15 protein-coding genes are annotated in these 20517 nt (G+C 74.0%); 9 read left to right on the top strand and 6 right to left on the bottom strand.

Annotated elements, in window-relative coordinates; all coding sequences use genetic code 11:
* The first annotated feature begins 197 nt into the window (after positions 1–197).
* Complete coding sequence (locus AB0447_RS11070; protein ID WP_366476402.1) at positions 198–1598, top strand: MFS transporter; 1401 nt, start codon at positions 198–200, stop codon at positions 1596–1598.
* An 8-nt stretch (positions 1599–1606) separates the two neighbouring features.
* Positions 1607–3511: a GAF domain-containing protein gene (locus AB0447_RS11065; RefSeq protein ID WP_366476289.1), complete on the top strand. Its 1905-nt coding sequence runs from the start codon at positions 1607–1609 to the stop codon at positions 3509–3511.
* A 13-nt stretch (positions 3512–3524) separates the two neighbouring features.
* Here AB0447_RS11065 and AB0447_RS11060 read toward each other — a convergent pair whose 3' ends face one another.
* Together AB0447_RS11060 and AB0447_RS11055 are read right to left on the bottom strand one after the other, a co-directional pair.
* Positions 3525–5906, bottom strand: a complete 2382-nt coding sequence (locus tag AB0447_RS11060) for a protein kinase (RefSeq protein WP_366476288.1) — start codon at positions 5904–5906, stop codon at positions 3525–3527.
* 104 nt (positions 5907–6010) lie between these two features.
* Entirely contained in the window at positions 6011–6376 is a 366-nt protein-coding gene (locus AB0447_RS11055; protein ID WP_366476287.1) for a zinc ribbon domain-containing protein YjdM, read from the bottom strand.
* A 239-nt stretch (positions 6377–6615) separates the two neighbouring features.
* Between AB0447_RS11055 and AB0447_RS11050 the strand changes: the two genes are divergently transcribed.
* Together AB0447_RS11050 and AB0447_RS11045 are read left to right on the top strand one after the other, a co-directional pair.
* The gene (locus AB0447_RS11050) at positions 6616–8274 is read left to right on the top strand and encodes an AMP-binding protein (protein WP_366476401.1); all 1659 of its coding nucleotides are present in this window, start codon (positions 6616–6618) and stop codon (positions 8272–8274) included.
* Positions 8275–8352: 78 nt separating this feature from the next.
* Positions 8353–9312 carry a TauD/TfdA family dioxygenase gene (locus AB0447_RS11045; RefSeq protein ID WP_366476286.1) on the top strand — a complete coding sequence of 320 codons (960 nt, stop codon included), beginning with the start codon at positions 8353–8355 and terminating at the stop codon, positions 9310–9312.
* A gap of 6 nt (positions 9313–9318) precedes the next feature.
* Here AB0447_RS11045 and AB0447_RS11040 read toward each other — a convergent pair whose 3' ends face one another.
* Positions 9319–10167 (bottom strand): polysaccharide deacetylase family protein, encoded by an 849-nt coding sequence (locus tag AB0447_RS11040; protein WP_366476285.1) that lies wholly within the window; start codon positions 10165–10167, stop codon positions 9319–9321.
* 229 nt (positions 10168–10396) lie between these two features.
* Here AB0447_RS11040 and AB0447_RS11035 point away from each other — a divergent pair, with 229 nt between their 5' ends.
* Both AB0447_RS11035 and AB0447_RS11030 read left to right on the top strand, forming a co-directional pair.
* Positions 10397–11371 carry a hypothetical protein gene (locus AB0447_RS11035; protein WP_366476284.1) on the top strand — a complete coding sequence of 325 codons (975 nt, stop codon included), beginning with the start codon at positions 10397–10399 and terminating at the stop codon, positions 11369–11371.
* A 22-nt stretch (positions 11372–11393) separates the two neighbouring features.
* Positions 11394–11783 (top strand): peptidase inhibitor family I36 protein, encoded by a 390-nt coding sequence (locus tag AB0447_RS11030; RefSeq protein ID WP_366476283.1) that lies wholly within the window; start codon positions 11394–11396, stop codon positions 11781–11783.
* Between the two features lie 10 nt (positions 11784–11793).
* Here the strand turns inward: AB0447_RS11030 and AB0447_RS11025 are convergent, their stop codons facing one another.
* A complete protein-coding gene (locus tag AB0447_RS11025; RefSeq protein WP_366476282.1) occupies positions 11794–12897 on the bottom strand; it encodes a 2-oxoglutarate and iron-dependent oxygenase domain-containing protein in 1104 nt (367 codons plus the stop codon).
* 25 nt (positions 12898–12922) lie between these two features.
* The gene (locus AB0447_RS11020) at positions 12923–13918 is read right to left on the bottom strand and encodes an AraC family transcriptional regulator (protein WP_366476281.1); all 996 of its coding nucleotides are present in this window, start codon (positions 13916–13918) and stop codon (positions 12923–12925) included.
* 147 nt (positions 13919–14065) lie between these two features.
* Here AB0447_RS11020 and AB0447_RS11015 point away from each other — a divergent pair, with 147 nt between their 5' ends.
* Positions 14066–14359, top strand: a complete 294-nt coding sequence (locus tag AB0447_RS11015) for a DUF1330 domain-containing protein (RefSeq protein WP_366476280.1) — start codon at positions 14066–14068, stop codon at positions 14357–14359.
* Between the two features lie 61 nt (positions 14360–14420).
* On the opposite strand, the gene AB0447_RS11010 is transcribed toward AB0447_RS11015, so the two are convergent.
* Complete coding sequence (locus AB0447_RS11010) at positions 14421–15437, bottom strand: hypothetical protein (protein ID WP_366476279.1); 1017 nt, start codon at positions 15435–15437, stop codon at positions 14421–14423.
* Between the two features lie 592 nt (positions 15438–16029).
* Here AB0447_RS11010 and AB0447_RS11005 point away from each other — a divergent pair.
* Together AB0447_RS11005 and AB0447_RS11000 are read left to right on the top strand one after the other, a co-directional pair.
* Positions 16030–17841: a BTAD domain-containing putative transcriptional regulator gene (locus AB0447_RS11005; RefSeq protein WP_366476278.1), complete on the top strand. Its 1812-nt coding sequence runs from the start codon at positions 16030–16032 to the stop codon at positions 17839–17841.
* Positions 17842–17940: 99 nt separating this feature from the next.
* Complete coding sequence (locus AB0447_RS11000; RefSeq protein ID WP_366476277.1) at positions 17941–20217, top strand: TOMM precursor leader peptide-binding protein; 2277 nt, start codon at positions 17941–17943, stop codon at positions 20215–20217.
* The last annotated feature ends 300 nt before the right edge of the window (positions 20218–20517 follow it).

Genomic DNA, 20517 nt, shown 5'->3' with positions numbered 1-20517 from the left:
CAGGCGGCAGCCCCCCACCACTCGGGCCGGCAGCATCGACCTCCCACGTCTGCCCCGAGGTCTGTGCCGGCGGTGTGGTGGTCGGGCACACAGGACGGTGTCCGAATGTGAGGGTCAGCCACATACGCGGCTGACCTGCGGGCTTCTACGGTGTGGCGACACGGAACGTCCCCGCCAACCGCCTGGAAGTGGTGCACATGGTCTCCCCCGCAATGGCTGCGCCGGCCGGAGGACACGGCATACGCCGCATCGTCGCCGCCAGTCTCGTCGGCACCACCATCGAGTGGTACGACTTCTTCCTCTACGGATCCGCCGCCGCCCTGGTCTTCAACACCCTGTTCTTCCCCTCCAGCGATCCCCTCGTCGGCACCCTCCTCGCCTTCCTCACCTACGCCGTCGGCTTCGCCGCCCGCCCCCTCGGCGGCATCGTCTTCGGGCACTTCGGCGACCGGATCGGCCGCAAGAAGCTGCTCGTCCTCAGCCTGCTGATGATGGGCGGAGCCACCTTCGCGATGGGCCTGCTGCCCACCCACGCCGCCATCGGGGCGGGCGCCCCCGTGCTGCTGACCGTGCTGCGCCTGGTCCAGGGCTTCGCCCTCGGCGGTGAGTGGGGCGGTGCCGTGCTGCTGGTCTCCGAGCACGGCAGCGCAGAACGGCGCGGGTTCTGGGCCTCCTGGCCGCAGGCCGGCGCCCCCGGCGGCAACCTCCTCGCCACCGGCGTCCTGGCACTGCTCGCCGCCGTCCAGTCCGACGAGGCCTTCCTCGCCTGGGGGTGGCGGATCCCGTTCCTGCTGTCCGGCGTCCTCGTCGTGATCGGCCTGTGGATCCGCATCTCCGTCTCCGAATCCCCGGTCTTCCTCGAAGCCCGCCGCAAGGCCGCCGAGGCGGCGGCCACCGGAGCCCAGGAGAAGCCGCCCGTCGTCGAGGTCCTCCGCACCGGCCGGCGCCAGGTGCTCACCGCCATCGGCACCCGGCTCGGCGAGAACATCTCGTACTACATCCTCACCGCCTTCCTCCTCGTCTACGTCACCGCCCACCTGGGACTCCCCAAGAGCGACGCCCTCAACGCCGTACTGATCGGCTCCGCCGTCCACTTCGTCACCATCCCCGCCTGGGGCGCGCTCTCGGACCGGATCGGCCGACGCCCCGTCACCCTCATCGGCGCGGTCGGCATGGCGGGCTGGGCCTTCGCCTTCTTCGCCCTGCTCGACACCGAGTCCTTCCCGGTCATCGCCCTCGCGGTCACCGTCGGACTGCTCCTGCACGGAGCCATGTACGGGCCGCAGGCCGCTTTCATCTCGGAGATGTTCGACACCAAGGTCCGCTACTCCGGCGCCTCCATGGGCTCCCAGCTCGCCTCCATCGTCGGCGGCGCCCTCGCCCCGATCATCGCCGTCGAACTCCTCAAGGACTACGACTCCTCCCTCCCCGTATCGGTCTACCTGAGCGCCGCGGCGGCCGTCACCGCCCTCACCGTCTGGCTGGCCAAGGAGACCCGCGGCCGCGACCTGGCACAGGACGGCCCCACCACCACGACCGCAGCCGCGGCCGCCGCCCGCCACGGCACCCCCGCCGACCCCCGCCCCACCCGGGCCTGACCGACCGTATGCTCCCGTCCGTGACAGCCCCCGGCCCCCACCCCGCGCACACCGGCCTGCGGCAGCTCCTCGACCTGCTCGCCGAGGGCGCCACCGCCGAGGCACTCGCCGGCCCCGCCGCCGAAGCCAGGGCGGCCGGGGCCGGCCCGGACGAACTGGCCGCACTCGCCGAAGCCACCGAGACGGCCCTCCGCATCCGCCGCACCCTCAGCCAGCACCGCCGGCGCGAGGCCCAGCTCACCGCCCTCTTCGACACCGCCAGCGACCTGGCCGCACTCCGCGACCTGGACTCCGTACTGCGCGCCATCGTGCACCGGTCCAAGCTGCTCCTCGGCACCGACGTCACCTACCTGTCCCTCAACGACGACGAAGCCGGCGACACCTACATGCGGGTCACCGACGGGGCGGTGGCCCCCGCCTTCCAGCAGGTCCGTCTCGGCATGGGCGAAGGGCTCGGCGGCCTCGTCGCCCAGACCGCCCGCCCCTACGCCACCGGCGACTACCAGGCCGACACCCGCTTCCACCACACCACCGCCATCGACAGCGCCGTCCACGACGAAGGCCTGCGGGCCATCCTGGGCGTACCGCTGCGCGTGGGTACCCGGGTCATCGGCGTCCTCTACGCCGCCGACCGCACCCCGCGCACCTTCACCCCCGACGAGGTCGCCCTGCTCTCCTCGCTCGCCGACCACGCCGCCATCGCCATCGACGGGGCCCGGCTGCTCGAGGAGACCCGCGCGGCCCTGGACGACCTCAACTCCGCCTCCCGCACCATCCAGGCCCACAGCGAGGCCATGCGCCGCGCCGAACAGGCCCACGACCAGCTCACCGACCTCGTCCTGCGCGGCGGCGACGCCACCGGCGTGGCCGCCCAGATCGCCGACATCCTCGACGCCGGCATCCTCATCCACGACGCCGACGGAGCCGAACTCGCCCGCACCGGCACCGAGCCGCTGCCCCCGCCCGCCCGGGCGGTCGCCGCCTCCCGGGCCAGCGGCCGGGCCGTCCCGCTGGACGGCACCTGGGTGTGCGCCGTGCTCGCCGGCCCCGAACTCCTCGGCAGCATCGCCCTGACCGGCCGCCCCGCCCTGGCCGACGCCGACCGGCTGCTGTTCGAACGCGCCGGCGTGGTCACCGCGCTCCTCCTGCTGCTGCGCCGCTCCGTGGCCGAGACCGAGGACCGGGTACGCGGCGAACTGCTCAACGACCTCCTCGCCACCTCCGGGGACCCCGACAGCCTCGCCGCCCGCGCCCGCCGGCTGGGCATCGGCCTGAGCCATCCGCACGGCGTTTTCGTCGCCCACAGCGAGACCGCCCCGCGGCACCGGCTGCTCGCCGCCGCCGCCCGCAGCGCCCACGCCCACCGCGGACTGGCCGGCATCCACCACGAGCAGGTGGTCCTGCTCCTCCCCACCCGGACGCCCGGCACGACCGCGCACGCCCTCGCCGCCGAACTCGGCCAGGCGGCCGACGCCCCCGTCACCGTCGGAGCCGCTGGCCCCACCACCGGCCCCGCCGGCCTGCCGGACACCCACACCGAGGCCCGGCAGTGCCTGTCCGCCCTGCGCGCCCTCGGCCGGACCGGCCAGGGCGGAGCCCTCGCGGACCTCGGCTTCGTGGGCCTGCTGCTCGGTGACCCGGCCGGCGTGTCCGGGTACGTACGGAACACCCTCGGCCCGCTCCTCGGCTACGACGCCGAACGCGGAACCGACCTGACCGGCACCCTCGACGCGTACTTCGCGCAGAACGCCAGCCTCACCCGGACCAAGGACGTCCTGCACGTCCACGTGAACACGGTCGTGCAGCGCCTCGACCGGATCGGCCGCCTGCTGGGCGCGGACTGGAACACCCCGGCCCGGGCGCTCGAACTCCAGCTGGCGCTGCGGCTGCACCGGCTCGCCGGAACCTGGTGAAGGGGCGTCCGGATCAGCGCCAGGCCGGGTGCCCCTCGGCGGAGCCGCCGGGGGTGACCGACCGTTCGCCGGACTTGTCCGGCCGGACCGCCCAGACCACCGGCTTCTCGTACGGGCCGCGGACGAAGGCCAGCCAGCTGCCGTCCGGGGACCAGCTGGGGTCCATCTCGTGGGCGCCGGTGGCCACCAGGGCCCGGTCGTTGCCGCCGTCCGAGTCCACGAGCCGGATGTCGCCCTGGGTGCCCGTGCCGTACGTGCCCGCCGTGTAGGCGAACGTACGGCCGTCCGGGGACCAGACGGGGTCGAGCGCCGGGTGCGGCAGCCAGGACACCCGGTGCGGAGAAGTCCCGGGATCGGCCGCATCCACCACGTGGATCTGCCAGTTGCCGGGCCCGTCCTGAAGGCAGACGGCGATCCGCTTGCCGTCCGGTGACCAGGCGGGGTCCTCGACCTGGCTGCTGCCGATGGTGAGCTGCTGCGCGGATCCGTCGGAGACCTTCACCGAGAACAGCTGCTGTACGCCGCCCTTTTCGCGGAGTACGGCGAGCCGGGTGCCGTCCGGGGACCAGGACACCCGGCCCCCGGCGATGGCGGCGATTCGCCGCGGGTTCGAGCCGTCGGCGTCGGCCGTCCAGACGGCCGCGCCCTGCGGGGTGACCCGGGTGAAGGCGAACGACCGGCGGTCGGGGGACCACTGGGGCAGCATGTCGCAGCTGTCCCCGGCGAGCAGCCGCTCGGCGGAGGGGGACTTCGGGTCGCGGCGGGCGATCACCCCGTGGCAGTCCTTCGGCCAGCCCGGGGCGGTGTCCTGCCGGATCAGCATCGGGGCGGTGGGGAACGGCGCCGGGCCGGGGGAGGAGGCGGCCGAGGCGGGCGGGTTCTCGCCGCCCTTGGTGTTGTCGCCGGGGGAGCCGGCCCACGGCTGCCACAGCACCAGGCCGACGGCGGAGAGCGCGACCAGCGCGGCCGCCGTCGCGATCACCGCGCGCCGGGCCAACGGCCGTTCCTGCGGCCGCTCGGCGACACCCGACGGCCCGGCCCCACCCCCGGCCACCGTCACCGCCTGCCCGGCACCCGCGCTCGGGCCGAAATCCGCGCCCGGGCCGAAGCCCGCGCTCGGGCCGGAGCCCGCGCTCGGGTTGGGGGCCGCGCCCGGGCCGGCACTCGGGCCTGTGACGGTGCCCGCACCCGGGCCGAAGCCCGGGCCGGGACCTGTGCCCGCGTCGGCGACCGGGCCGAAGCCCGGACCCGTAGCGGCATCCGGACCCGTACCGGCACCCGGACCCGTAGCGGCATCCGGACCCGTACCGGCACCCGGACCCGTACCGGCATCCGGATCCGGGCCGGGGTTCGCGGTGCCGTAGCCCGCAGGGGGAGCCGAGGTCACCGTCGGGGGCTGGACCGCCGCGGGGCCGGTGTCGGCCGTTGCGGCCGCGGTGGGAACCGCCGCGCCCGCAACAGGCGCCCCCGGCCGGGCCGCATCGGGCGCGGTCACGGGGTGTGCCGGAGCCGCTGGGGTGGCCGGGGCCGCGGGGTTTGCGCGGGGCAGCAGTTGCGTGGCCGCGTCCGGCAGCCAGCTGTCGCCCGGAGGGTGGCGGACCGTCAGCCGGTCGAGGAAGGCGGACGGTGTGGGCCGGCCCGCCGGGTCCTTGGACAGGCAGGCCGCGATGAGCTCCCGCAGTTCGCCGGGGACCTCTGCCAGGTCCGGCTCCTCGTGCACCACCTTGTAGTGCCGGGCCGCCGACGGGCCGTCGCCGAAGGGGGAGCCGCCCGCCGCCTGGGTGAGCACCACCCCGAGGGCGAACATGTCCACCGCCGGGGTCATCGTCCCCCCGGTGAGCTGCTCGGGCGCCAGGAACCCCGGGGTGCCCACCTGGAGCCCGGTCTGCGTCAGGGCGGTGCCGTCCAGTGCACGCGCGATGCCGAAGTCGATGACCCGCGGCCCGTCCTCCGCGACGATGATGTTCGCGGGCTTGAAATCGCGGTGGATGACCCCGGCCCGGTGGATTGCCTCCAGGGCCTCGGCGAGACCGGCGGCCAGCACCGTCAGCGTGTCCACCGGCAGCGCGCCGACCCGGGCGAGCACCTCGGCCAGGGTGGGTCCCGGCACGAACGCCGTCACCAGCCAGGCGGGGTCCGCCTCCGGGTCGGCGTCGACGACCGGGGCGGTGTGGAAGCCGCCCACCCGCCGGGCCGCGGCCACCTCGTCGGCGAACCTGCGGCGGAACCCGGGTTCCGTACTGAGCTCGGGGCGCACGACCTTCACGGCCACCTGCCGCCCGGACTGGGAACGGCCGAGGTAGACCACGCCCATGCCCCCCTGGCCGAGCCGTCCGGTCAACCGGTACCGGCCCTCGCCGACCGAGGCGGGATCGCCCGGTTGGAGCGGCTTCATGTGCACCCCCGTTTTCGCACCCGGATCGGTGCCAGCATCTCCATATCGGCCGGCCGGCCCGCCCGTCAAGCGGAGTCCGGGCGGCCGCCGGACCGGGACGCCGGTCAGGCCTTGCGGACCACGCTCGACTTCAGCTGCATGGGACCGAAGCCCTCCACCTTGCAGTCGATGTCGTGGCCGTCCACCCCGTCGACGAGGCGGATGTTGCGCACCTTGGTGCCCGCCTTGATGCCCGACGGGCTGCCCTTGACCTTCAGACCCTTGATCACCGTCACGGTGTCACCGTCGGCGAGCACATTGCCGACCGCATCCCGCACCACGCGGTCCCCGCTCGCGCTCACACCGGAGGCATCGGCCGACGCTGCGGGGGACCACTCGTGCCCGCATTCCGGGCAGACGAGGAGCGCCCCCATCTCGTAGGTGTACGCGCTGGAGCACTGGGGGCACGGAGGCAGGGAGGTATCGGTCACTCCATGAGTATATTTCAGGCCATTCGGTGATCGGATGAGCGCCAAGGAGCACACTGGGGCCCAGTCCGATGGGGGGACGACGACGGGGACGGGGCGTGTGGTCCGGGCCGGCCTCGCCCTGAACGATTCCTGAACGGGCTCCCGAGAGAGGATCATGAGGAGGGGCGCCGGCCCGCCGGGGCCGGACCGCTGCCGACGACACCGGGAGGTACGCCGTGTCCACCACGCCGAGCGAGCCGATCACGCCGAGCGGGTCGAGCAAGCCGAGCGGGTCGAGCAAGCCGAGTCATGCGTCCGGGACCCGGGACGTCCCCCTGCTGGAGGACACGATCGGCGCCAACCTCGACCGCACCGTACGGAGGTTCCCCGACCGGGACGCCCTGATCGACCTCGCCGCCGGCCGCCGGTGGACGTACGCGGAACTGGCCGCCGACGTCGACGCACTCGCCCTCGGACTGCTGGACCTCGGCATCGCCCGGGGCGACCGGGTCGGCATCTGGGCGCCCAACCGCGCCGAGTGGACCCTCCTGCAGTACGCCAGCGCCAAGATCGGGGCGATCCTGGTCACCGTCAACCCCGCGTACCGCTCGCACGAGTTGGAGTACGTCCTCAACCAGTCCGGGATCCGGCTGCTGGCCGCCGCCGACCGGTTCAAGAGCTCCGACTACGCGGCGATGATCGAGGAAGTGCGCCCCCGCTGCCCGCAACTGGAGTTCGCGGTGCTCCTCGGCAGTCCGCTCTGGACCTCCCTGCTGGACCGCGGCCGCGCCGCCGACCCGGCCGAACTCGCCCGCGCCCAGGCCCTGCTGAGCCCGCACGACCCGGTGAACATCCAGTACACCTCCGGTACCACCGGCTTCCCCAAGGGCGCCACCCTGTCTCACCACAACATCCTCAACAACGGTTTTTTCACCGGGGAGTTGTGTCACTACACGGAACAGGACCGGGTCTGCATCCCGGTGCCCTTCTACCACTGTTTCGGCATGGTCATGGGGAATCTCGCCTGCACCAGCCACGGCGCGGCCATGGTCATCCCGGCGCCGTCCTTCGACCCTTCCGCCACCCTCGCCGCGGTCGAAGCGGAAGCCTGCACCTCCCTCTACGGCGTTCCCACCATGTTCATCGCCGAGCTGGCCGACCCGGACTTCGACCGCTACGACCTGAGCAGCCTGCGGACCGGCATCATGGCCGGATCGCCGTGCCCGGTCGAGGTGATGAAGGAGGTCGTCGACCGGATGGGGATGGCCGAGGTGTCGATCTGCTACGGCATGACGGAGACCTCACCGGTGTCCACCCAGACCCGCGCGGACGACAGCGTGGAACGCCGGGTGTCCACGGTCGGACGGGTCGGACCGCACCTGGAGGTGAAGGTGGTCGATCCGGCCACCGGCCGGACGGTGCCCCGCGGCGAAGCCGGCGAACTGTGCACCCGCGGCTACTCCGTGATGCTCGGCTACTGGGCCGAGCCCGAGAAGACCGCCGAGGCCGTCGACTCCGACGGCTGGATGCACACCGGCGATCTGGCGGTCATGGACGAGGACGGCTACCTCGGCATCACCGGCCGCATCAAGGACATGGTGATCCGCGGCGGCGAGAACCTCTACCCGCGCGAGATCGAGGAGTTCCTGCACGGGCACCCGGACATCCTGGACGTCCAGGTCATCGGCGTGCCCGACCCCGCATACGGGGAGGAACTGATGGCGTGGGTGCGGATGCGGGAGGGCGCCGAGCCGCTCACCGCCGCTTCCGTCCGCGCGTACTGCACCGGCCGGCTCGCCCACTTCAAGATCCCGCGGTACGTCCATGTGGTGGAGGAGTTCCCCATGACGGTGACCGGCAAGATCCGCAAGGTGGAGATGCGCGAGATGGCCGCGGGCCTCCTCACCCCGCCCGCCTGATGCCCTGCCGGCTCCGGACGGCACGTACGGAGCCGGCCCAACCCACCCCGACCAACCGACCGACCCGACGGAGGGCGTATGACGACGGACAAGGACGAGGTCACCAAGGTGGAAGTGCACCCGGTCGCCGGGCACATCGGTGCCGAGATCACGGGCGTCGACCTGGCCGAGGACCTGCACGACGACGCGGTGGTCGCGGAGATCCGGGCGGCGGTCCTGCGCTGGAAGGTGGTGTTCTTCCGGGGACAGCGGCTCGACCACACCGGGCACGTCGCCTTCGCCCGCCGCTTCGGTGATCCGGTCACCCTCCGCTCCCGCGGCAGCGCCTCACCCCCCGACCACCCCCAGGTCGAAACCACCGCCGACCGGCTGGAACTGGGCGGCCGCTACGGCATGGACCACGCCGAATGGCTGGAGCGGCGCCGCCATTCGCTGCTGCGCGGCTGGCACTGCGACCACGGCGCCCGGATCGACCCGCCGGCCGCGACGATCCTGCGCGCCGAAACCGTGCCGCCCTACGGCGGCGACACGACCTGGTCCAATCTGGCGGCCGCCTACGCGGGCCTGTCCACGCCCGTACGGGCCTTCGTCGACGGTCTGCGCGCCGAGCACCGGCTCGGCGTCGGCTACCAGCCGCGGGCCGGCGAGGACGCGTACGTCCGCCACCTGCTGGAGCACCAGACCGCCTCGGTGCACCCCCTGGTCAGGGTGCACCCCGAGACCGGCGAGCGGCTGCTGTCCGTCAACGGCTACTACATCGAGCGGATCCTGGAGGTGTCGCGCACCGAGAGCCGCCCGCTGCTGGAGATGCTGCTGGAGCAGGCGGTGCGCCCCGAGTACACCGTCCGGTTCCGGTGGGAGCCGGGCAGCGTGGCCTTCTGGGACAACCGTGCCACCATCCACCTGGCCCCCAACGACACCGCCCACCTCGGGCAGCCCCGGGTCATGCACCGGGTGATGCTCGCCGGAGACGTTCCGGTCGGCGTGGACGGCAGGCCGTCGGAGCCGGTCACCGGCCCCGCCCCGGGCCGCTGGTAGCCCCGGCTACGGTGCTGTCGGGGTGGGCGTGGGGGTGGGGGTGCGGGTGCCCAGCAGGCCGCGCAGGTCGGTGATCCGGTAGCCGCGGGCGTGCACGGCATCGATGATCCGCGGCAGGGCCTCCGCGTCGAGCACGGTCTGCTGCCCGCCCGATGCGCCCACGTGCATCTGGATGATCGCGCCCGGCCGCAGCGCGTCCAGCGCCCGCTGCACGGTCTTGTCCACCGTCATCCCGCCGGCCGTGCCGAGGTAGCCGTTGGTGTCGGTGGTGAACTCGATGTCGGCGAACCCCAGGGCGTTGACCTCGGCGATGTGCTCGGCGGTGGTCTCCCCGTAAGGGAACCGGAAGAACGGCGTCGGCACGGCACCGGAGGCGGCACGGATGGCCCGGTCCGCATCGAGCACCTCGTCCGCCCGCTCGGCCTCGGTCAGGTCCGCGAAGTAGGGGTGGCCGTACGAGTGGTTGCCGAGCCCGTGGCCGGCCGCCGCGATGGTGCGGGCGGCGGCGGGGTGCCGGTCGGCGAAGTCCCCGGTCAGGAAGAACGTGGCCGGGGCACGGTGGCGGCCCAGCACGTCGAGGACGGTGGCCAGTCCCTTGTCGTTCCAGGCCGCGTTGAAGGTCAGCGCGACCACTCGGCTCCCGGTCCGGATCCGGCGGTTCTCCGACCCGTACAGGGCCCGCAGTCCCTCGTCCTCGGCGGCTACCACGACGGCAGCCGGCCGGGCCGGGGAGGCGGAACCGGAACCCGAACCGGGGCCGGAACCAGTACCGGTTCCGGCCCCGACCCCGGCCACCGGCAGGGCCGCCAGCACGACGGCCGTCATCACGCCCAGGGCACCCGCGAAGAGATTCACACCGCAGACCATCGGCACCTGCCGCGGCGGACTTGAGCCGAGGCCTCTCGCCCGGGCGTCAGCCCGCTGAACGGCGCGCCACTCTCCCGGGCGAGGAACCAACGTTTCCGCACTGGTGTCCCGTGTCCCCCGGACGATCTTCGGGCAGCCTGATCGCGTCCCGGCCGGGTCCCGAAGGGGGAACGACATTCCACCGCCGACGTCACGCCCGCTGCACGCCCCTCCGGCCGTGCGGTCAGCGCTGAGGCTCGCCGTGCCGGCCGCCGTGCTGGCCGCCGTGCTCGCCGTCACCGCAGGCTGCGCCACCGGCACGGCGCAGCGTCCGGAGGCCGGACCGCGGCCGCCGGACGCGCAGGCCGCCGGGCCGGCCTTGCCCCCCGGGCCCGCCCTGCCCCCGGAACCTGCCCTGACCCCCGCCGAACTGCGCACCCTGGACCGGGCCGAACAGGTGCTCATCGGCCGCTGCCTGAGGGCGCAGCAGTTCGCCTACGTGGAGACCGTGCCCGACGCCCGGCCCGTCCGCAGGTTCCCGTACGTCATCGACGACATCGCCTGGGCCCGCTCCCACAGATACGGCCTGGAGCTGGAGCGCCGGGCCGCCGCCCGCAAGGACGCCGACCCCAACGCGCGCTACTTCCGCAGCCTTCCCCCCGAACGGCAGAAGGCCGCGCTCGCCGCCCTGAACGGCGGGCGCCCGGTGGGCCTGTCCGTCCGGATGCCCGCCGGCGGTGTCGCCTCCGCCAGCGACGACGGATGCACCGCGGCGGCGCAGCGGCGGCTGTACGGCGACCTGCCCGGCTGGTTCGCCGCCCGGCTCGTCGTGGCGAACCTGTCACCCCTGTACGTACCGAAGGTGCGGGAGGACCGGCGGTTCCGGCAGGCCGAGGCCGCCTGGGCCGACTGCATGGCCGCCCGCGGCCACCGGTTCGCCGGCCCGCACGCCCTGCGCCGGGACCTGCCCGGGCTGCTGCGTGGCCTGTCGGCCGACCGGGCCCGCGCGGCGGAGGTCCGCCTGGCCGTGGCCGAGGCCGGCTGCGCCCGCGATTCGGGCCTGGCCCGGACCGCGGCCGCCCTCGACGAGCAGTACGGGTCCGAGGTCCGCGCCCGGTACGGGACGCAGATCGCCACCCGGCTGCGGCTCCAGCGCGCCGCCCTCCCCAGGGCCCGTCAGATCCTCGCCGGGGCAGTCCTGCCCTCGGCGTGACATGAAAGGAAACACGCGTCACATGCTCAGGATGACGAAGATGAACAAGACCCTTGCCGCGGCGACGCTCGCCGTGTCCGCCGTCCTCGCCGCCACTCTGCCGTCCGCCGTCGCGGTCGCCGCGGACGGCAACCTCTACGTGTGGGAGCACACCGGCGCCGGCGGAGCGAGCTGCCGGTGGAGCGGGGACGACAGCGACTACCGCTACAACACGGGCTGCGGCGACATGAACGACAAGGTGTCGTCCGCCAAGAACGACGGCTACTCGGGCAGTTACGAGGACGTCCTCTTCTACGAGAACATCGGCCGCCGCGGCTCGTTCGTCTGTCTGCCCAACGGCGTCTACTGGAGCAGCATGCCGTCCGGCTGGAACGACCGTGTGTCCTCGCACAGTTGGGCCGACGCCTGCTGACACCGCCCGGTCACCGGCAGCACTGCGGGCAGGCGTGCACGGCCTGCCCGCTTCCCCCGAGCAGGGGTGTCAGGGCACACTGCCCGCCGGCAAGGGCGGTCCGGCCCTCCGCCGTGATGCGGCGCGTGGTCGCCCGCTCCGGGTAGCAGCGCAGGAACATCTGCGTGAAGTGGTGCCCGTAGTGCAGCTCCGTGTCGTTCCCGGGCGCCGGCACCAGCGGCCGGACCCTGGCGTCGAAGTGCGGTTCGTGGAAGTACGCCAGGGTGAACCGCTCCCGGTCCGCCAGCCGGACCTTGTGCGGGGTCGACAGCAGCACCCCGCCGGTCAGGAACTGCAGGATGTCGCCCGGAAAGACCGTCAGCACCCCCGGCACGGGCGTGACGAACCGCCAGCCCGGCTCGCCCTCGGCCAGGCCCGCGGAACTTTCGTCCGCCCGCCAGTTCCGCGGCCGTTCCTCACCCGGCACGGGCGGCCGCACGTACAGCCCGCCCACCTCGTCCTGCGCGGCGATCACCAGCAGCCCGTAGTCGGTGTGTGAGCCGATCCCGCGTTCCAGCCCCGCCGTACGGGGCGGGAACCGCAGCACCCGCATGTGGTGCCAGCCGCCCTCCGTCAGCCCCGTCAGCGGTTCGGCGTCCGCGCCGTCGAGACCCAGCCCGAGGCCCAGCGCGACCAGCCGCAGGATCCGGTCGCCGAGGCCGCCGACCCCGCCCAGGTATCCCTCCATCGCTGGCCGGAACCCGCCACCCGGCCACGGCACCGGCCCGTGGCAGGGCAGCCCCTGCTGCACCCGTGGGTGGGAGAGTCCGAGGTCGGGGGTGATGGTGAAGATCTCCGGCTGGTCCCGTTCGCCCGCGGTGAGCTCCTCCCCGGAGGCGATGTACCCGCTGTACGAGAGGTCGTTGACGCACGCCGCCTTCTCGGCCAGGGGCTGCCGGAAGAACGCCCGCGCGGCCCCCATCGCGGCCTCGGTGCGCTCCTCCAGCAGCGGATCCCGTACCACCTGGAAGATCCCGTCCTGCTGCCAGGCGCGCACCATCCGCTGCCCCAGCCGCCGGTCCGGCTCGGACCCCCGCACTCGCTCCGGTACCCGGAACGTCGAGAACGCTGCCATTCTCATCCCCTTCTGTGCACGGCCTTCAACCCGCTGTACGGCCTCCGCCCGCAGAAGGTTCGAACCCCGTCCGTTCTTCGGCGTGTTCACGCCGGAACCGGCCGGGTGCCCGGCCGTGGGCCCGCTTGAAGGCGTGGGAGAACGCGAACTCGGAGGTGTAGCCGACCTGTTGGGCGATGGCGCTGAGGGGGGAGTCGTCGGCCCGCAGGAGACGGGCTGCGGTGTTCATGCGCCACCAGGACAGGTACGCCATGGGGGACTGGCCGACGTACGCGGTGAAGCGCTTGGCGAACGCGGTCCGCGACAGGCCCACCGCCGTGCCCAGCGCCTGCACGGTCCACGGGTGCGCCGGCTGCCGGTGGATGTGGTTCAGGGCGGCCGCGACGGCCGGGTCCCCGAGCGCCGCGCACCAGCCGTTGCCGGGCCGCAGCTCGGCCTGCTCCTCCAGCCAGGCGCGCAGCAAGTAGACGAGCAGCAGGTCCAGCAGCGCCGGCAGCGCGGCCTCCGCTCCCGGCCGGTCCTGCTCCAGGTCGGCGCTCAGCAGATCGACGGCCGACCGCAGGGAAGCGTGGCGGCCCAGCCGGGCCGGGAGATGGATGACCTCCGGCAGACCGCGCAGGAACGGATGCGTCTGCCCCCGGTCGAGCCGGTACGCCCCGCACAGCATCCGCACCTCGCCCGGGTCGGTGGGTGTCGCGGGTGCCGCGGCGCTGCCGGTCTCCAGGGCGCGCATCTCCGGGGAGCCGGGCGGCGGCGCCGGCGGAAGGCTGGCGAGCGTGCGGTCCGGCGAGTCGCTGAGCCCGTGCTGGGCGCCGTGCGGAAGGAAGACCACATCGCCCGCGCTCAGCCGCACCGGGGCGCCGGCCGGCGGAATCAGCCAGCACCCGCCGCCCAGCACGACGTGGAATCCCGCACCGGGGTCCGGGCCGAACCGGTTGCCCCAGACTCCGCTGCGCCGGGTGCGGGTGAACTTCGCCCGGCCCGCCCGCATGGTCGCGATGACATCGCTGAAAACGTCCATGGGAGCGAATCTAGCGACCGGCACTCCGGCCGGGACGATCACGCATGTTCCGGGCCACTTCTCGTATGGGAACACCCGCGTGCACCCGCATACGGTCGACAACGAGCAAGCCCACACTTCACTACTTCACCACTTCAGGAGCAGCACATGCCCGCCTACGTCGTCATCGACCTCGACATCACCGACCCGGAAGGCTTCCAGCAGTACGTGGAGGGAGTGGACCCGCTGATCGAGCAGGCCGGGGCCCGCAACCTGCTCGTCGACGAGAACCCCCTGCTGCTGGAGGGCGACTGGAGGCCGTCGCGCCTGGTCGTCCACGAGTTCCCGAGCAAGGCCGCGGCCCAGGAGTTCTGGGACGCGCCCGCCTACCAGCCGCTGAAGGCCCTGCGGCGCAAGCACTCCACCCTCTCGGTCGTGGTCGGCGAATCCGTCTCCGCCTGATCCGGGCCGACCGACCGACCGGCCTGGCCGGCCGGCTGACTGACTGCCTGCCTGCCTGCCGCTACGCCCGGTGCTTCTTCTGCTTGCCGAGCCGGGCGAGCAGCAGATTCGGGTCCTGCATCGTGGCGGAGGCCGCGCCGGGGACGTACACCTGTTGCTGCCGCACCGCCACCGAGGTGGGATTGGTCAGTCCGTCCCGCGGGCCGAGCAGGACGGAGTGCGTTCCGTCGGGTTGGACCACGGCGATCTCGCTGGTGGTGTGCAGTGCCGCGAGGACCGTCTCGCCCGTCCCGACGAAGGCGAAGTCGTCGATTCCGGCCAGCCCCGTCGCCCGGGTCTGGACCACTCCGGCCGACCCGTCGCGGAGCACCGGGATGCGCAGCAGGGTGCCGTGGTCGGGATTCGACACCCACACGGCGTCGGGCCGCAGCTGGATGCCGTTGGCGCCGACGGAGGACACCGGCTGCAGCTCGGCGCGGGTCGCCCACGCCGTCACCGAGCCGTCGCGCAGCGATACCCGCCACACCGTGCCGCGCACCGAATCGGCGGCGTAGAGCACGCCGCGCCGCTCGTCGACCGCGAGGCCGTTGGCGAAGCCGTCCGGTGGCAGGGCCGCGAAGCGGCTGACCGAGCCGTCGGGGGCGATCCGCCAGATCCCGGTCAGGTCCGCGGTGCCGGTGGGGTAGCCGACGTACAGGGACCCGTCCCGGGTCCGGGCGATCCCGGTCACGACCGCCACGCCGATGAGCGGCGTGGCGGTCGCGTTTGCTGCCGACGGGAGGGTCGCGAGGATCCGCGTGTCGCCCTGTACGGTGACCCGCGCGACCTGGCGGGCGTGGGCGAAGGTCAGGTTCGCGGAGCCGTCGGGCTCCAGCACGATGTTCTCCGGCGTCTGCCCTGCGGCGAAATCGAAACGGGTCACGACGCGCGGGTGCGACAGCGCCAGCGGCTGTTCCCCGGCGGAGGTCGGGGCGACGGCCAGCACGGTGAGGGCGACGGCCAGGGCGGCGGTACCGGCGGCGCGCGGGACGCGGCGGCGCAGGGCGCGCAGCCGGGGATTGCGGGGGGTGCGGGGCACGGGGTTCTCCTTCTCGACCGGCGGATTCGAGGAGTGACGAGACCCAGAAGAACATGACGCAACGTCACCAACCCCGTTCGCGGGCCCGGACGTCCCGGAGATCGCCCGCGCGGCCGAAGGGCCGGCCCCGGGGGAGGGCGGCCCGGGCCGGGCCGGGGGCATTGAGCAGGGTGAATTCCCGGGAGTTCGCGACCACCTGTAAGTAAAGGAAATCTAAAGTCCAGATATGGACTTTCTTTCGACTCTCGGGCTGCGTAAGCAGTCCTGCCGCCGGGACGCCCGGACGGTGGTCGAGGGGGATGAATTCGCGCCGCGGTGTTCCCTCCGGGGGTGGTCATGGGACAGCATGTCCCCGCGTAATTCGTTTATCGCTGAACGGGATTGACCAACCGTCGGTAACTCCACGAAACGCCCAGGTTACAGAGAGGGGAGAAAGGATCTCGCCGACGTAAACCGGCCACTGGGCAGCTCGACTTCCACAAGATCCGTTATGTAGGGTTCCTTTTTATTCACCGCCCAACGGGGGGCGGAACCAGGCTCTTTGTCATGGGTCCGGACCGCAACCCCCGCGCACGCGTCCGGGGGATCGACCATGCGGTTCCAGCTCCTGGGGCCCCTCAGCATTGCGCACGGCCCCGAAACCGTTGTTCTCAAACCATCGAAACCGACCAGCCTGCTCGCCGCCCTCCTGCTGCACCCCGGAGCGGTGGTGTCGACCGGCTATCTCCTGCGCGCCGTATGGGACGAGGAGCCGCCCGCCACCGCGCGGGCCGCCCTCCAGACCTGCGTCCTGCGCCTGCGCCGGATATTCGCCAAGTACGGGATATCGGCCACCACCATCGAAGCCGTGCCGGGCGGCTACCGCATGCGCGCCGACGCCGACAGCCTCGACCTCGTCGCCTTCCGTGGGCTGGCCGGCAGCGCCGCGGCCGCGCAGGGACCCGGCGAGGAGCTGTACCGGCTGCGGGAGGCCCTCTCCCTCTGGCACGGCCAGCCCCTCGCGAACGTGGCCTCCCGGCTGCTGCACCGCGACGCCGTTCCCGCCCTGGAACAGGAACGGCTGCGCGTGCTGGAACGGGTCTGCGACCTCGAACTGGCCGCGGGGAACTGCCACCAGGTCCTCGTCGACCTCTACGACGCGGCCCGCCGCCACCCGGTGCGCGAGCGCTTCACCGAGCAGCTCATCGAAGCCCTGTACCGCACCGGCCGGCAGGCCGAGGCCCTCGCCGAGTACCGGACCGTACGGGACCGGCTCCGCGACGAGCTCGGCATCGATCCGGGGGCCGGCCTGCAACGACTGGAACTGGCGATCCTGCGGGCCGAGGACCTGCACGGCCCCCTGCCCGCACCGGGGGAGGGCAGCCGACCGTTGCGGGCGGAGCCGCCGGCGCTGCCCGCGGCCCCGGGCCCCGTCCCCGCCCTCCCGGCCGCCGCTCCCTCTCCCTCTCCCGCCTTCCCGGACCCGCCCGTGGAGACCGTGCAGCCGCCGCCCGGATTCGCCGGGCGGGCCGACGGCCGGGCGGCGATGGCCGGGCAGCTGGCCGCCCCCGCCGGACCCCGGCTGGTCGTCGTCTCCGGCGCGCCCGGCATCGGCAAGTCCGCGCTGGCACTCCAATGCGCGTACGACGCCCGCCACGCCTTCCCCGGCGGGTCCCACGTCGTCCCGCTGGCCCGGCCGGACGGGACTCCGGTCACCGTCGAGGAGGCCCGCAAGCTGATACCCGAACCCGTCGGAGAGCGGCGGCTGGTGCTGCTCGACGATGCCGCCGGAGCCTGGCAGGTGCTCCCGCTGCTGCCCGCCGCCGCGGCCGGGGACGCCACGGTCGTGGTCACCAGCCGGCGCGGGCTGGCCGCCGTGGTCGCCACCCGCGGCGGCGCCGTCCACCGCCTCGACGTACTCGCACCCGACGAGGCGTACGACCTCCTGTCCGGCCTGGTCGGCGCCGAGCGGATCGCCGCCGAAGCCGAGGCGGCCGGCGAACTGGCCGCGGTCTGCGGACATTTCCCGCTCGCCCTGCGGATCGCCGCCGGACGGCTGCTCACCCGGCCGTCCCTGTCCGTGGCGCACTGCGCGGACTGGCTGGCCCAGGACCCGGCCGGCCGGCTCGCGCTCGCCGAGGACCCCCGGATGTCGGTGCCCGCGGTCTTCGGACAGGCCGTCGAGTCGCTCACCCCGGAGCTGCGCGAGGCCTTCCTGCGGCTGGGCCGGCACCCGGCCGGGACCGGCCCCGGCACCGACGAGGCCGACGGGGTACTCGAACAGCTCGTGGAAGCCGGGCTGTTGGAGGATGGCCCGCCCGGCCCCTACCGGATGCACCCGCTGCTGCGCCTCTACGCGCGTTGGCACACCCGACCCACCAGCCCCACCCGTCACACCACGGCCCCTCCCGCCGTCACGGGTTGACCACCCGCTGACCGCCCGCCGAACCACCCGAGCTCCAGACCTCCCTTCCTGCCCCCTCCCCTCCCCTCCTCCCTCCCAGACCGCACCCAGGGGTGTCCCATGGCCCGAACCACCTACGAAACCGTTTCCGCGACCCGGCCCCGCATCCGCCGGGACGTGCTGTTCACCGAGACACCGGACGGCGTCCTGTTCCACAACGCCGACGGCGGATTCCGCCTCACCGCGAAATCGGCGTACCGTTTCGCCACCCTGATCGTCCCGCACCTGACCGGTGACCACACGGTGGCCGAACTGTGCACCGGGCTGGGCGACACCCAGCGCAGAATGGTCGGCGAGCTCGTGAAGACCCTGTACGAACGGGACTTCGCCCGCCCCGTCCCGGCCCGTCCCGAGGACCGGGAACCCGTCCTGCCGGAGGACGTGGCCCGCCGCTACGCCCCGCAGATCGCCTACGCCGACCACTACGCCGACGAGGCCGAAGAACGGTTCCGGGTCTTCCGGGACACCCCGGTGGCCGTCCTGGGCGACGACGAGACGGCCCGCTGGTGCGTGCTCAGCCTGATCCGCAACGGCTGCGCGGCCGTCGGAGTCCTGCCCGGCCTGGATACCGGGCAGGCCGAGGCCGAGGCCGCCGAGGCCACGGCCGACGGGTGCCCGGCCCGGATCAGCCGGCTGCCCGGCACCCCCGAGGGGCCCCTGGACTGGGCCGCGTTGGACGGGTACCGGGCCGTGGTGGTCACCGGCGGCGGGCAGTCCGCCCCCGCCCGGCTGCTGCCGCTGCTCCGGGCCGGCATTCCCGAGGGGCGGCTGCTGCTGCCCGCCTGGACCTACGGCTCGTACGCCGTGGTCGGACCGCAGACCCGGGCCGGCCGGGCCGGCTGCTGGGCCTGCGCCGCACTGCGGCTGGGCGCCGGCGCGACCGAGGGCGGCGCGGGCGCCGCGGCCGGGCTGTGGAGCGCGCTGGCCCTGCCGGGGGCCGGGCTGCCGGGCGGGGCCGAGCCGGCCGGACCGCTGGCCGCGATGCTCGGAAACCTGCTGGGCTACGAGGTGTTCCGGGCCGCCTCCGGGGCGCTGCCGGCCGAGACCGCCGGGCAGATCCTCGTCCAGGACCTTGAATCGCTCGACGTCACCGCCGAACCGCTCCTCCCGCACCCGGGCTGCCCCTTCTGTGCGGAGAGCCGGGCCGAGGGCCGCCCGGAGGGTCGACCCGCCGGGCACATCGCGGACGGAGCCGAAGCCGGCCCGGCCGAGGCCGCCGCCCCGGTCGACCTGTCCGCCGCCGGCACCTCCGGCGCGCCCGCCCTGCCGACCCTGGACACCGCGCGGGATGCCGACGCGCTGGTCGAGGAACTGAACCGGCGCGCGGTGCTCGTCCGGCCGCACGCAGGGGTGTTCACCCGGTACGCGGACGAGCCGCTGACCCAGATACCGCTCAAGCTGAGCGTGGTCGAACTCGGCATCGGACACACCGGCCGCCGGGCCGTCGCCGCCTTCGACGTCCACCATGTCGCGGGCGCCCGGATGCGCGCCCTGGACGAGGCCGCGATCGTGTACGCCGAGCATGTCGCGCCCGCCCGCGGCCTGGTGACGCCGGGTCCGGGCTCGGGCCGGGCGGCGGCTGTCCTCGCCGTCGCCTCCGGGGCGGTGGGCACACCCACCGCCCACCAGCAGGGCGTCTCGCTGCTCACCAAGGAGCCGGTGCTGGTCCCGGCCGGGGCCGTGCGCCCCTTCGGCCCGCACAACGCCGCCGGCCTGTTCGAACGCAGCCGGGCCGGCGCGGGAGCGGGCCCGTCGCGCGCCGACGCGGCCGCCGCCGGACTCCGCTCCGCCCTCGCCCACGACGCGCTGCTGCGGGCCGTCCGCGGTGCGGAGGCCCGGCCCGTGCACCTCGCAGCGGAGACCGACCCCGAAATCACCTTCCTGGTGCGGTCGGCGGAGCGCCTCGACCTTCCGGTCGAACTGCTCGACCTCGGGGAGGCGGCACACTCCGGCCTCCACGTCCTGCTGGCCCGCTCCGGCGGCCGCTGGGCGGCCGGCAGCGACCCCGACCGGCAGGTGGCTGCCGTGGCCGCCCTGCGCGACCTGCTCGGCGCGGTGCAGTACGAGCGCGACGAGGCGGCCGGCGGTACGCCCGCCGACACCGGTGACCCGCTGCTGCGCGACCTGGACGCCCGCACCCTCACCACCTCGCCCGGTGCCGCGGCCGAGCTGTCCGGCGCCCCGGTCCCGGCCTGGCCGGAAGTCCTGGAACGGCTCCGGTCGGCCGGTCGCGACGCCTACGCCGTACCGACCGGCTCCGCGGACCTGGCCCAGGCCGGTATCCACACGGTCCGGGTCTTGCTCACGGCCGCGCAGGAGCCCGGCCATGACGCCTGAGCCGCCCCCCTCCACGACGGCGGACCCGGCGACGGTCCCGGCGCCCTCTGCCGCGGCCGACCCGGCGGCGGACTACCCCGCGCCCTCCGCCGCACCTGCCCCGGCGGCCTTCGCCGTGGCGGACATTGCGGCAGGCACCGTGGCCGCCGCCGCGACCAACCCCGTCGACGATGCGGCCGCGGACCTGGCCGCCGGGGCGGCTGCCGGATCGGCCGCGGACCTGGCCGCCGGCCTGGGGCCGGACGTCGCCGAGCGGTTCGCCGTGCAGCTGGCCCGGGCCCTTCGGGTGCTGGACGGTCC

The sequence above is a fragment of the Streptomyces sp. NPDC051211 genome, assembly GCF_040689505.1.
Lineage (GTDB): Bacteria > Actinomycetota > Actinomycetes > Streptomycetales > Streptomycetaceae > Streptomyces.
Note: the sequence above shows the minus strand (reverse complement) of the source record. Positions and strands in the feature narration are given on the sequence as shown.